This window comes from Streptomyces sp. NPDC050617, assembly GCF_040654795.1.
In the GTDB taxonomy this organism is placed as follows: domain Bacteria; phylum Actinomycetota; class Actinomycetes; order Streptomycetales; family Streptomycetaceae; genus Streptomyces.
In genome coordinates this window covers 14413-27469 of record NZ_JBFAIS010000020.1, presented here as the reverse complement: position 1 = coordinate 27469, position 13057 = coordinate 14413, and the positions used below count along the sequence as shown (strand labels likewise).

The 13057-nt window shown below is 71.4% G+C and carries 9 protein-coding genes; 4 read left to right on the top strand and 5 right to left on the bottom strand.

Features of this window, described 5'->3' with window-relative positions; genetic code table 11:
* Nucleotides 1–721: 721 nt before the first annotated feature.
* Nucleotides 722–1216 (bottom strand): CGNR zinc finger domain-containing protein, encoded by a 495-nt coding sequence (locus AB0I49_RS24730; RefSeq protein ID WP_363229248.1) that lies wholly within the window; start codon nucleotides 1214–1216, stop codon nucleotides 722–724.
* Between the two features lie 81 nt (nucleotides 1217–1297).
* Here AB0I49_RS24730 and AB0I49_RS24725 point away from each other — a divergent pair, with 81 nt between their 5' ends.
* Complete coding sequence (locus AB0I49_RS24725) at nucleotides 1298–2179, top strand: alpha/beta hydrolase (RefSeq protein ID WP_363229247.1); 882 nt, start codon at nucleotides 1298–1300, stop codon at nucleotides 2177–2179.
* 129 nt (nucleotides 2180–2308) lie between these two features.
* On the opposite strand, the gene AB0I49_RS24720 is transcribed toward AB0I49_RS24725, so the two are convergent.
* Nucleotides 2309–3334, bottom strand: a complete 1026-nt coding sequence (locus tag AB0I49_RS24720) for an ATP-dependent 6-phosphofructokinase (protein ID WP_363229246.1) — start codon at nucleotides 3332–3334, stop codon at nucleotides 2309–2311.
* A gap of 220 nt (nucleotides 3335–3554) precedes the next feature.
* Between AB0I49_RS24720 and pta the strand changes: the two genes are divergently transcribed.
* From pta to pyk, 3 genes are all read left to right on the top strand, one after another.
* A complete protein-coding gene (gene pta / locus AB0I49_RS24715; RefSeq protein WP_363229245.1) occupies nucleotides 3555–5630 on the top strand; it encodes a phosphate acetyltransferase in 2076 nt (691 codons plus the stop codon).
* Nucleotides 5631–5677: 47 nt separating this feature from the next.
* The gene (locus AB0I49_RS24710; RefSeq protein WP_363229244.1) at nucleotides 5678–6895 is read left to right on the top strand and encodes an acetate kinase; all 1218 of its coding nucleotides are present in this window, start codon (nucleotides 5678–5680) and stop codon (nucleotides 6893–6895) included.
* 97 nt (nucleotides 6896–6992) lie between these two features.
* Entirely contained in the window at nucleotides 6993–8444 is a 1452-nt protein-coding gene (gene pyk, locus AB0I49_RS24705; RefSeq protein ID WP_363229243.1) for a pyruvate kinase, read from the top strand.
* A 78-nt stretch (nucleotides 8445–8522) separates the two neighbouring features.
* Here pyk and AB0I49_RS24700 read toward each other — a convergent pair whose 3' ends face one another.
* The 3 genes from AB0I49_RS24700 to AB0I49_RS24690 form a co-directional block, all read right to left on the bottom strand.
* Entirely contained in the window at nucleotides 8523–11120 is a 2598-nt protein-coding gene (locus AB0I49_RS24700) for an FtsX-like permease family protein (RefSeq protein WP_363229242.1), read from the bottom strand.
* 83 nt (nucleotides 11121–11203) lie between these two features.
* The gene (locus AB0I49_RS24695; protein ID WP_363229241.1) at nucleotides 11204–11998 is read right to left on the bottom strand and encodes an ABC transporter ATP-binding protein; all 795 of its coding nucleotides are present in this window, start codon (nucleotides 11996–11998) and stop codon (nucleotides 11204–11206) included.
* A 183-nt stretch (nucleotides 11999–12181) separates the two neighbouring features.
* Nucleotides 12182–13057 carry a carbohydrate ABC transporter permease gene (locus AB0I49_RS24690; protein ID WP_363229240.1) on the bottom strand — a complete coding sequence of 292 codons (876 nt, stop codon included), beginning with the start codon at nucleotides 13055–13057 and terminating at the stop codon, nucleotides 12182–12184.

The following is a 13057-nucleotide window of genomic DNA, read 5'->3' as shown; positions in this document are numbered from 1 at the left end:
CGCTGCCGCGGTCAAATCCGCGGCGGCCGCGCGACGGCTACGGTCGCGGATGCCGTGACCGCGGCGGGCGCACCGCTGTGACGGTGGCGTGCCGCGGCGACGGCGCATGTGGGGGGATGGGTCGCGTGTCGGTCAGGGTGAGCATCCGGTGAGTGGACACGCCCCGTCCGGGGTGCTGGTGTCCAAGACGTGGTTCGGTGGCTTGAGCCGCATGAGCACGGGTTGTGCGATCCCCCGATCGTGACGAATGCCGGATGACACAGACGCTGACACGTGTTTCCCCTTGGTGATTCCCCGTTTGGCGCGTTGAGGCCATGTAACCCACCGGCGGTCGCGCCGGTCATCATGCGCGGCAGTCGCGCTGAACCTGCCCCAGGTTCTGACTAAGAGTCGGTTTCCGACTTTAGGTTACTCAAGAAGCCTGCCAGGTGCATACCTGTTGAGTCAAGAACGATCCGGCGGACGGGGAGGCAGCCGTTCCCTGTCCAATCGGTCATGCGGAGGCGGGGTCAAGGGCATTGCGGGCTACGGGAGTTCACTTCGCCTTCACTTAGGTGGCGACCCCGCGAATACCCGTCGTGTCACTGCTCCACGGAAGCGGCACCTTTTCGTGCGGCGCCACTCGACGCCCCTCCGACCGTAGTTGAGATGTTCAAGGGTTGAACGCGGGGAAAGTGGGCGGATGTTGCTCAGTCGCTGGCCGCGTACGAGCCAATAGTGCTCACCGGCGCTGCTTGCGCGCGTGGGTCCGTGCCTTCATACGGTTGCCGCAGGCCGCCATGGAGCACCACCGGGCGGTGCCGGGGCGGCTGTGGTCCACGAGGAAGAGGTTGCATTCCTCGTTGGCGCAGGGGCGCAGCCGGCGCGGCAGTTCCGTGGTGACGCGCGACCACGCGAGGACGACGCGGGCCGCGAGCCGCTCCTCCGGCGCCGCCTCCAGGCTCCAGGACACGCCCTCGGGCGAGACGGCGGGGCGCAGGCGCGCCCGGTCGAGCGTGGCGGCGAGGGGGCCGACGTCCGAGGAGGCGCCCCGGATGAGCAGGTGCAGCGCGTCGCGGACCTGGCGCAGCCGGTCGAGCTCCCCGCTCGCGCCGCTCCCCCCGAGCGCCCGCACCCAGTCGGCCGCCCCGGGTCCGGTCAGCGCGTCCGCGGGGCGCCCGTCGCTCACGGGGGCGCTGTTGAGCACGGTGAGCAGCAGGTCCTCGTCCTCGACCACGGCCCACTCTCCTTGACATCTCGTGCGGCTGTCCGCAGGATCAGAATAACCTAACCGGTTAAAACGATTTAAGAGGTTATCGTGGTCGCTGTTCACCACCGCACCGTGGACGTCGACGGGCTCACCGTCTTCTACCGGGAGGCGGGGCCCTCGGACGCCCCCGTCCTCCTGCTGCTGCACGGCTATCCGACGAGCTCCCACATGTTCCGCCGCCTGATCCCGGCGCTGGCCGGCCCGTACCGGGTGATCGCGCCCGACCACATCGGCTTCGGCCGCTCCTCGGCGCCCGACGCGACGGACTTCGCCTACACCTTCGACGCCCTCGCCGAGGTGACGCGCGGCTTCCTGGACGCCGTCGGCGTGCACCGCTACGCGATCTACGTACAGGACTACGGCGCGCCCGTCGGCTGGCGGCTCGCGCTGGCGGACCCGGACGCGGTCCTCGGCGTCGTCTCGCAGAACGGCAACGCCTATGAGGACGGCTTCGTGCCGGAGTTCTGGGAGCCCGTCTGGGCCTACGGGGACCGGCCGGACCCCGCGAACGAGGCGCGGCTGCGGCCCGCCCTGGGCCGGGAGGCCGTCGAGTGGCAGTACACCCACGGCGTCCCCGACCCGAGCCTGATCGACCCCGACGCCTGGGAGCACGACCTGGCGCTGCTCGCCCGCCCCGGCGTCGACCGCGCCCAGCTCGCCCTGTTCGGCGACTACGCCGGCAACCGCGCCCTGTACCCGGCGGTGCACGCATGGCTGCGGTCGCGCCGCATGCCCGTCCTCGCCGTCTGGGGCCGCAACGACGAGATCTTCGGGCCGGCCGGCGCGGAGGCGTTCCGGCGCGACGCCCCGGACGCGGAGATCGTCCTGCTCGACGGCGGCCACTTCCTGCTGGAGAGCCACCTCGACGAGGTCGCCGCCGCCGTCCTCGCGTTCCGCCCGCGCGTGCTCGGCGCGCCGGACCGGGGCTGAAAACGGAACAGGGCCGGAGAACTGAAAACCGCCCCCAGGGCAGATCGACCCGGGGGCGGATTTCAGACGTGGAAGCCGCGGAAGCCCCAGAAGCCCCGAAGCTCTGCGAGCCTGAGAGGTTCGGCGGTCCTAGAAGACCGACTCCGCCTCGTTCATCCGGTCCTCCGGCACCCGCTTCAGCTCCGTCACGGCCTCCGCCAGCGGAACCATCGTGATGTCCGTGCCGCGCAGCGCCGTCATGTTGCCGAAGTCGCCCCGGTGGGCGGCTTCGACGGCGTGCCAGCCGAAGCGGGTGGCGAGGACGCGGTCGTACGCGGTGGGGGTGCCGCCGCGCTGGACGTGGCCGAGGATGACCGGGCGGGCCTCCTTGCCCAGGCGCCGCTCCAGCTCCACGGCCAGCCGGTTGCCGATGCCCGCGAAGCGCTCGTGGCCGAACTGGTCGATGGCGCCCTTCTCGTAGTCCATCGAGCCCTCGGCCGGGTGCGCGCCCTCGGCGACGCAGACGACCGCGAACTTCTTGCCGCGAGAGAAGCGCTCCTCGACCATCTTGACCAGGTCGTCCACCGCGAAGCGGCGCTCCGGCAGGCAGATGCCGTGCGCGCCGCCGGCCATGCCGGACTCCAGGGCGATCCAGCCCGCGTGCCGCCCCATGACCTCCACGACCATGACGCGCTGGTGCGACTCGGCGGTGGTCTTGAGGCGGTCGATGGCCTCGGTGGCGACGCCGACGGCGGTGTCGAAGCCGAAGGTGCGGTCGGTGGCGGAGATGTCGTTGTCGATGGTCTTCGGGACGCCGACCACCGGGACGCCCGCGTCGGAGAGCATCCGGGCCGCGGTGAGAGTGCCCTCGCCGCCGATGGGAATGAGCACGTCGATGCCGTACGCGCGGGAGAAGTCCTGGGCGCTCTCGCACGCCTCGCGCAGCCGGTCGCGCTCCAGGCGGGCGGAGCCGAGAATGGTGCCGCCGCGCGCCAGGATGCCGCTGACCGCGTCGAGGTCGAGCTTGCGGAACCGTCCGTCGAGGAGGCCCTTGAATCCGTCCTCGAAGCCGATGACCTCGTCGCTGTGGCCGACGAGCGCCCGGTGCACCACCGAACGGATGACAGCGTTGAGGCCGGGGCAGTCGCCGCCTGCGGTGAGAACTCCGATGCGCATCGTGCTGTGTCTCCTGCTCGCTACCGGTACATGTGAGCCAAGTTCGATTGTTTCATGACCCCAGTGGTACCGCTGCCCCCACCTCTGACTGCGCCCTATCCAGGGGCGCAGGTATTGTCAAGAGGGCAAGCCCGCCATACCGGGTGTTTTTGCCCAGGAAACCGGCAAAAGCGCAGCTTTTAGGTCGAGGTGGACCTGAGATGGATCAAGGAGAGCACGCGTGACGCGCAGCGTATACGTGACCGGGATCGACCGCGGGGACGGCCGGCAGGTCGTCGAACTCGGAGTGATGGAGCTCCTGACCCGCCATGTGGACCGAGTGGGCATCTTCCGCCCCCTCCTGCACGACGGACCCGACCGCCTCTTCGATCTGCTGCGGTCCCGCTACCGGCTCAGCCAGACCCCGGAGGCGGCCTCCGGGATGACGTACGCGGAGGCCACCGCCCTCCAGGCCGAACAGGGCACCGACGAGCTGGTCTCCCGGCTCGTCGAGCGCTTCCTCGCGGTCGGCCGCGAGTACGAGTACGTGCTGGTGCTCGGCACCGACTACGGCGCCACCAACCTCCCCGACGAACTGGCCCTCAACGCCCGGCTCGCCAACGAGTTCGGCGCCTTCGTCGTCCCCGTCGTCGGCGGCCAGGACCAGAGCGCCGAGTCCGTACGGTCCGAGGCCCGCAACGCCTACCGCGCCTACGAGGCGCTCGGCTGCGACGTCGTCGCCGTCGTCGTCAACCGCGTCGCGCCCGACGACCGCACCGCCATCGTCGAACGGCTCGCCGCCCGCCTCCCCGTGCCCTGCTACGCGCTCCCCGAGGACGCCTCGCTCTCCGCCCCCACCGTCGCCCAGACCGTCCAGGCCCTCGACGCCGAGGTGCTGCTCGGCGACGCCGCCGGGCTCGCCCGCGACGTACGGAACTTCGTCTTCGGCGGCGCCATGCTGCCCACCTTCCTCAAGGCGCTCACCGACGGCTGCATGGTGGTCACCCCCGGGGACCGCGCCGACCTCATCGTCGGCGCGCTCGCCGCGCACAGCGCCGGGGCGCCGCCCATAGCCGGCGTGGTGCTCACCCTCGACGAGCGCCCCGGCCCCGACATCCTCGCGCTCGCCTCCCGGCTCGCCCCCGGCACGCCCGTCGTCTCGGTGCGCGGCGGCTCCTTCCCCACCGCCGAGCAGCTGTTCGCGATCGAGGGCAAGCTCGACGCCGCCTCGCCGCGCAAGGCCGAGACCGCCCTCGGACTCTTCGAACGGCACGTGGACACGGCCGAGCTGACGCGGCGCATCTCGGTGGCCCGGTCCGGCCGCGTCACGCCGATGATGTTCGAGCACGAGCTGATCGAACGGTCCCGCGCCGGACGCCGCCGGGTCGTGCTGCCCGAGGGCGCCGAGGAACGCGTACTGCGCGCGGCCGACGTGCTGCTGCGCCGGGACGTCTGCGACCTGACGCTCCTCGGCGAGGAGACCGCGATCCGCAAGCGCGCCGCCGAACTCTCCATCGACCTCGGCGACGCGGCCCTCGTCGACCCGCACACCTCCCCGCTGCGCGAGCGGTTCGCCGAGCTGTACACCCGGCTCCGCGCCCACAAGGGCGTCAGCTACGAGCTGGCGTACGACGTCGTCTCCGACGTCTCGTACTTCGGCACCCTCATGGTCCAGGAGGGCCTGGCCGACGGCATGGTCTCCGGCGCGGTGCACTCCACCGCCGCCACCATCCGCCCCGCCTTCGAGATCATCAAGACCAAGCCGGGCGCGCAGATCGTGTCGTCCGTCTTCTTCATGTGCCTCGCCGACCGGGTGCTCGTCTACGGCGACTGCGCCGTCAACCCCGACCCGGACGCCGAGCAGCTCGCGGACATCGCCATCCAGTCGGCCGCCACCGCCGCCCGGTTCGGCGTCGAGCCGCGCATCGCGATGCTGTCGTACTCCACCGGAACCTCCGGCTCCGGCGCCGACGTCGACAAGGTCCGCAAGGCGACCGAGCTGGTCCGCGAACTCCGCCCGGACCTGCTGGTGGAGGGGCCGATCCAGTACGACGCCGCCGTCGACGCGGCGGTCGCGCGCACCAAGCTGCCGGAGTCCGAGGTCGCGGGCCGGGCCACGGTGCTGATCTTCCCGGACCTGAACACCGGCAACAACACGTACAAGGCCGTGCAGCGCTCCGCGGGCGCCGTCGCCGTCGGCCCGGTCCTCCAGGGGCTGCGCAAGCCGGTCAACGACCTCTCCCGCGGCGCGCTGGTGCAGGACATCGTGAACACCGTCGCCATCACGGCCGTACAGGCCCAGGGCGAGCAGCCGTAATCCCGCTCCCCCCTCCCTCCGTCCGCCGCCTACCGGAAAGCCCGCCCATGACCGCGAACGTCGACGCCACCCGCGTACTCGTCCTCAACTCCGGCTCCTCCTCGGTCAAGTACCAGCTCCTCGACATGGCCGACAGCACCCGGCTCGCCACCGGCCTGGTCGAGCGCATCGGCGAGCAGACCTCCCGGTTGACGCACTCCCCGCTCGCCACGGGCGGCGCCAAGCGCGAGCGGGAGCGGCCGATCGCGGACCACGACGAGGCGCTGCGGGCCCTCACCGAGGAGCTGTCCGCGGACGGGCTGGGGCTCGACTCGCCGAAGCTCGCCGCGATCGGCCACCGCGTCGTGCACGGCGGCCAGCGGTTCAGCGGGCCCACCGTCATCGACCGGGACGTGCTGGCGGAGATCGAGCGGCTGATCCCCGTCGCGCCGCTGCACAACCCGGCCAACATCACGGGCATCCGCACGGCCATGGGGCTCCGCCCCGACCTGCCGCAGGTCGCGGTCTTCGACACGGCCTTCCACACCACGATGCCGGAGCACGCGGCGCGCTACGCCATCGACGTCGAGACGGCCGACGCGCACCGCATCCGCCGCTACGGCTTCCACGGCACCTCGCACGCGTACGTCTCCCGCGAGACCGCGAAGCTGCTGGGCAAGGACGTGGCCGATGTCAACGTCATCGTGCTGCACCTCGGCAACGGGGCCTCCGCCTCCGCCGTCGAGGGCGGCCGGTGCGTGGACACCTCCATGGGGCTGACGCCTTTGGAGGGGCTCGTGATGGGTACGCGCTCCGGTGACATCGATCCCGCGGTCACCTTCCACCTGCGGCGGGTGGCCGGGATGAGCGTCGACGAGGTCGACGAGCTGCTCAACAAGAAGAGCGGCCTCATCGGCCTCTGCGGCGACAACGACATGCGCGAGATCGGCCGCCGGATGGGCGAGGGCGACCGCGCCGCGCAGCTCGCCTTCGAGATCTATGTGCACCGGCTGCGCAAGTATGTGGGCGCGTACACGGCGGTGCTCGGACGGGTGGACGCCGTCGCGTTCACGGCGGGCGTGGGCGAGAACTCCGCGGCCGTCCGGGAGGCGTCGCTGCGCGGCCTGGGCGTGCTCGGCATCGAGGTGGACGCGGTACGGAACTCCGTGCGCGGCTCCTCGGCCCGGCTGATCTCGGCGGACGCCAGCCAGGTCGCGGTCGCCGTGGTCCCCACCGACGAGGAGCTGGAGATCGCCACCCAGACGTACGCCCTGGTCAGCGCCTAGGTACGGGCCTCCCTCCGCCGGTGGCCGGCGGCCGGGCGGCCCGGCCCGACCCCCACTGGATTATTCCGCCCCGAAACAAACCGATAGGATCAGCTTTATGCGCCGTTCCAAAATCGTCTGCACCCTGGGCCCCGCCGCCGACTCCTACGACCAGCTCAAAGCGCTGATCGAGGCCGGCATGAACGTGGCCCGCTTCAACTTCAGCCACGGGACCCAGTCGGACCACGAGGAGCGGTACCACCGCGTCCGCAAGGCCGCCGAGGAGAGCGGCCGCGCGGTCGGCGTCCTCGCCGACCTCCAGGGCCCCAAGATCCGCCTGGAGACCTTCGCCGACGGCCCGGTCGAGCTGGAGCGCGGCGACGAGTTCACCATCACCACCGAGGACGTCCCCGGCGACAAGACGATCTGCGGCACCACGTACAAGGGGCTGCCCGGCGACGTCTCCAAGGGCGACCAGGTCCTGATCAACGACGGCAACGTCGAGCTGCGGGTCACCGAGGTCGACGGCCCGCGGGTCAAGACCATCGTCATCGAGGGCGGTGTGATCTCCGACCACAAGGGCATCAACCTGCCCGGCGCCGCGGTCAACGTGCCCGCGCTGGCCGAGAAGGACGTCGAGGACCTGCGGTTCGCGCTGCGGATGGGCTGCGACATGGTCGCGCTGTCCTTCGTGCGCAACGCCGACGACGTCCGCGACGTGCACCGCGTCATGGACGAGGTCGGCCGCCGGGTGCCGGTGATCGCCAAGGTCGAGAAGCCGCAGGCCGTCGAGAACATGGAGGCCGTCGTCGCGGCCTTCGACGCCATCATGGTCGCCCGCGGCGACCTGGCCGTCGAGTACCCGCTCGAAAAGGTCCCGATGGTGCAGAAGCGCCTCATCGAGCTGTGCCGCCGCAACGCCAAGCCGGTGATCGTCGCGACCCAGATGATGGAGTCGATGATCACCAACTCGCGGCCGACCCGCGCCGAGGCGTCCGACGTCGCCAACGCCATCCTCGACGGCGCGGACGCGGTCATGCTCTCCGCCGAGTCGAGCGTCGGCTCGTACCCGATCGAGACCGTCAAGACGATGTCCCGCATCGTCGAGGCGGCCGAGCAGGAGCTGCTCTCGCGCGGCCTCCAGCCGCTGGTCCCGGGCAAGAAGCCGCGCACCCAGGGCGGCTCCGTGGCCCGCGCCGCCTGCGAGATCGCCGACTTCCTCGGCGCGACGGCGCTGGTGGCCTTCACCAAGTCCGGCGACACCGCCCGCCGCCTCTCCCGCTACCGCGCGGCCCAGCCGATCCTGGCCTTCACCACCGACGCGGACACCCGCAACCAGCTGACGCTGAGCTGGGGCATCGAGACGCGCGTCGTGCCGCACGTCGACAACACCGACGCCATGGTCGACCTCGTCGACGCCGAGCTGCTCAAGCTCAACCGCTACAACGAGGGCGACACCATGATCATCACCGCCGGTTCGCCCCCCGGCGTCCCCGGCACCACCAACATGGTCCGGGTGCACCACCTCGGCGGCCAGAAGGCCGACCAGGGCGCCGGCCAGCAGGGCTGACGCGCAGCGCGACCCGTACGGCGGTGGGCGCCCCCTCTCCTTGAGGGGGCGCCCACCGCCGTTTCGCATCCGCCCGTCCTACTGCGCGCCGATCGACTCCAGCGGGCTCAGCCGGCCCGCCCGGCGCGCCGGCCACACCGCCGCCAGCACGCCCACGACCAGGGCGATCAGCAGGAACAGGGCGATCCGCGCCCACGGCAGGCCGAACTCGTACGCCGGGAACGAGGACTTCACCAGGTGGCCGCCCGACCAGGCCAGGAAGACGCCCACCACGATCCCCAGCACCGCGCCGAACACGCAGATCATCACCGACTCCAGCCGCACCATCTGCTTCACGTCGCGGCGCGCCAGGCCGATCGCCCGCAGCATGCCGATCTCACGGGTGCGCTCGAAGACCGACATGGCGAGCGTGTTCACGACGCCGACCACCGCGATGACCAGGGCCATGCCCAGCAGCCCGTACGTCATGTTCAGGATGTCGCCGATCGATCCGCTGCGCTCCGCGCGCAGGACGGACTGGTCCTTCACCTTCACCAGCGGGTTGCTGCCGAGCGCCGAGCGGATCTTGTCGTCGAGCTTGCCCGCCCGGCCCGGCTCCGCCTTGATGAGAATCCGCTCGTTGGCGAGGTTCTGCTGTTCGACGTGGCTCGCGATCGTGGCCAGCGAGGCGAGCGCGTTGGGCGCCACCTCGTTGTCGGTGTAGACGCCGACGATCTTGTACGTGGCCGTCTTCGGGCCCTTCGCACGGCCCGGCTTCCCCTCCTCCTCGTCGTCCTCCCCATCGGAGTAGGAGACCTTGACGCTCTGGCCGGTCCGCAGGCCGTTCTCCCTCGCGGTCTTCTCCGAGAGGGCGATGGTGTTCTTGACCCGTATGGCGTCCGCCGAACCGCTGGTGAAGCGCATGCCCGTCACCTTCGGCAGGTTCGCGGCGTCCGTGCCGGTCAAGCCGCCGGCACTGGACCCCAGGTCGGCGCCGACCGTGCGCACCGGTACGGCCGCGGCGACGCCCGGCACGCCGGCCAGCCGGTGCGCGGCGTCCTTACCGAGGCCGCGGCCGCCCTCCGAGGACACCTGGTAGTCGGCCGTCAGCCCCTGCTTCTCCATCATCTTGTCGACGCCCAGCGTGGCCGAGTGGCCCAGCACCGACAGACCGGTGATCAGGGTGAGGCCGATCATCAGCGCGGAGGCCGTCGCCGCGGTGCGGCGCGGGTTGCGCAGGGCGTTGCGCGTCGCGAGCCGGCCGCTGGCCGGGAACATCCGGGCCAGCCCCTTCCCGGCGAACGTCACCAGCGGGCGCGACAGCAGCGGCGCGAGGACAGCCGCACCCGCCAGGACGAGCGCCGAGCCCGCCATGCCGGCGTCGATGCCCTCGCTGGACGACAGAGTGGCCACGTACACCATGGTCGCCACGCCCGCGCCGCCGAGCACCGCGCCGATCACGCCGCGCACCACCAGGCTCCGCTGCGCGGGCGCCTGGTCGATCTCGGCCAGCGCCTCCACCGGGGCGACCCGCGCCGCGCGCCGCGCCGGCAGCCACGCGGACAGTACGGTCACGGCCACGCCGACGACGAGTGCGTAGCCGAACGAGGCCGGCTCGACGATCAGCGGCCCGTCGGGGAGGTGCGAGCCCGTCGCGTTGAGCAGCGGCCGCAGCCCCAGCGCGACGCCGATGCCCAGCACGAACCCGGCCGCCGAGGCCAGCAGCCCCAGCACCGCCGCCTCGGCCAGCACGGAGCGCACCACCTGGCGGCGGGACGCGCCCACCGCCCGCAGCAGCGCGGTCTCCCGGCGGCGCTGCGAGATCAGCATGGTGAAGGTGTTGGCGACGATGAACGCCCCGACGAACAGCGCGATGCCCGCGAAGACCATCAGCGACTTGGTCAGCGACCGGGTGCTCAGGGTGATCTCGTCGGCCTGGATACGGGCCAGCTCCGAACCGCTCTGCGCGAGCGCCTTGTCCTCGGGCAGCAGCCGCTCGATCCGCCCGGTCAGCTCGACGTCGTCGACGCCGGGCTCGGCCCCCACCTCGAAGTCGCTGTAGGAGCCGGGGGAGGCGAACAGGTGCTGCGCGGTCGCGGTGTCGAACAGCGCCAGCGTGCCGCCCGTCGTCACCCGCGGGTCGTCCGTGTCCACGACGCCGACCAGCTTCTTGGTCATCACCGGCCCGTCCACCGCGAACCGGATCTTGTCGCCGAGCGTGAACCCGGCGTCGGAGACGGCGCCCGAGTTCAGGGCGATCTCGTCGGAGGAGGCGGGCGCGCGGCCCTTGACGAGCGGGTAGCGGGCGTCCTTGCCGTCCTTGCCCGGCGTGAAGCTCGCGCCGAGCGACCCCCAGTCGTCGCCCAGGGGCCGCTGCTTCTTGTCGGCGATCGTGGCGAAGCCCGAGGCGATCGGCCGCACCGAGGCGACGCCCGGCAGCGCCCGTATCTTCTCCGCGAGCCGCTCGTCGAGCGCGGTCTTGTGCTGGTCGCCGGGGGAGCGCAGCCCTTCGTTGGCGGTCACCAGGGTGGCGATGCCCTGATAGTTCTTGGCGGAGACGTTGCGGTAGGCGTTGCCGGTGGTGTCGCCGAAGATCAGCGTGCCGGAGACGAAGGCGGTGCCGAGGACGATCGCCAGAGCGGTCATCACCAGCCGGGCTTTGTGCGCGAGTACGTTGCGCAGAGCGGTGCGAAGCACGTGTGGTCAGTCCTGGATCGCGGGGGACGGGGAGCGCCGGGGTCCGGCGGCGAGCGGTGGGCGGGGGCCGAGGTGGGGGTTCCTCAGCTCGTACGGCCCTTCGAGTCGAACGCCTTCATGCGGTCGAGCACCGCGTCGGCGGTCGGCGCGCGCAGCTCGTCCACGATCCGGCCGTCGGCCAGGAAGATCACGCGGTCCGCGTACGAGGCGGCGACCGCGTCGTGCGTCACCATCACGACCGTCTGCTGGAGCGCCGGCACCGACTCCTGGAGGAAGCCCAGCAGTTCCGCGCCCGAGCGGGAGTCGAGGTTGCCGGTCGGCTCGTCCGCGAAGATGATCTCGGGCTGGGAGGCGAGCGCGCGGGCCACGGCGACGCGCTGCTGCTGGCCGCCGGAGAGCTGCGACGGCCGGTGCGTCAGCCGCGCGGACAGGCCCATCGTCGAGACGATCTGCTCCAGCCAGGCCCGGTCGGGCCCGCGGCCCGCGATGTCCATCGGCAGGGTGATGTTCTCGATCGCGCTCAGCGTCGGCAGCAGGTTGAACGCCTGGAACACGAAGCCGATCCGGTCCCGGCGCAGCCGCGTCAGCTCCCGGTCGCCCAGCGACGCCAGCTCGACGTCGCCGATCCGGGCCGAACCGGACGAGAAGGAGTCGAGCCCCGCCATGCAGTGCATGAGCGTGGACTTGCCGGAACCGGACGGCCCCATGATCGCGGTGAACTCGGCGCGCCGGAACTCCACGGACACCGCGTCCAGCGCGACCACCTGGGTCTCGCCCTGCCCGTACACCTTGCTCAGCTCGGTCGCCCGCGCGGCGACGGCGGAGCCGGCGGCTCCGGGGACGGCGGTCGACGTGGGAAAAGGGGCGGAACGGGACACAAGGTCTCCTGGGAGAGCGGGGAATGAGTGCTCTCCCATCCTTGACCACCGGGCCCCCGCCCCACCTCGGCCGCACGGCCCGACCTCGGCACCGGCCAAATGGCCGATGCCGGGTCCGTACGTCGTACTCAGGATGGACGCCCGTCCGACTTCCGGGCGAACGGGATCACGGGGGCGCGGCCCTCACCCCTTCACCGCGCCGCCCAGCGCGAAGCCGCCGCCGAGGCGCCGGGAGATTAGGACGTACAGCAGGATCACGGGCGTCGAATAGAGGAGGGAGAAGGCGGCGAGCTGCCCGTAGGCCACCTCGCCGCGGTAGCCGAAGAACGTGAAGATCGATACGGATGCCGGAAGTTGGTCCGGGGTGAGCAGCAGCATGAAGGGGACGAAGAAGTTCCCCCACATCATGATGAAGCTGTAGACGGTCACGACCGCCACACCCGGGCCCATCAGCGGCAGGACCACCCGGACCAGGGCCTGCATGGGGTTCGCCCCGTCGGTCCAGGCGGCCTCCTCCAGGCTGACGGGGATGGAGTCCATGAAGTTCTTCATCAGCCAGATGGCGAACGGCAGCTGCGTCGCGGCGAGGAAGAGCGCCGTGCCCAACAGCGAGTCGATGAGGTTGATCTGCACGAAGAGCCCGTACACCGGGACCATGACCGCGGTGATCGGCAGACAGGTGGTGAACAGCACCGCCATGAGGTACGGGCGCTTGAAGCGGGAGCGGAACCGCGAGAGGGGATAGGCGGCGAGGGCGGCGCAGACGATGGTCAGGAGCGTGCCGCCGCCGCACAGGAGCAGGCTGTTGAGCATGGGCCGGTAGGTGATCTCGGGGTCCATGAGGGCGTCGAAGTTGGCGAGCGTGGGGTGGGACGGCACGGAGACGTCGAGCGAGGCGTGCTCGTCGACGGAGGACAGCACCAGCCAGGCCAGCGGCACGGCGAAGGCCAGGGCCGCGACCAGCAGCGCCGCGTCGGCGGCCAGCCGCTGCCGCGTGGCGCGCCGCAGCTTGGTCGTACGGAGGCGTGGTCGCCGGGCCCCGCTCGATGTGCGGCGCAT

Excerpts from the sequence above, each read along its gene's own strand:
- AB0I49_RS24720 (WP_363229246.1), bottom strand. The coding sequence starts at position 3,334 with ATGCGCATCGGAGTTCTCACCGCAGGCGGCGACTGCCCCGGCCTCAAC.
- AB0I49_RS24690 (WP_363229240.1), bottom strand. The coding sequence starts at position 13,057 with ATGCGCCGCACATCGAGCGGGGCCCGGCGACCACGCCTCCGTACGACC.
- AB0I49_RS24710 (WP_363229244.1), top strand. The coding sequence starts at position 5,678 with ATGACCGCGAACGTCGACGCCACCCGCGTACTCGTCCTCAACTCCGGC.
- pyk (WP_363229243.1), top strand. The coding sequence starts at position 6,993 with ATGCGCCGTTCCAAAATCGTCTGCACCCTGGGCCCCGCCGCCGACTCC.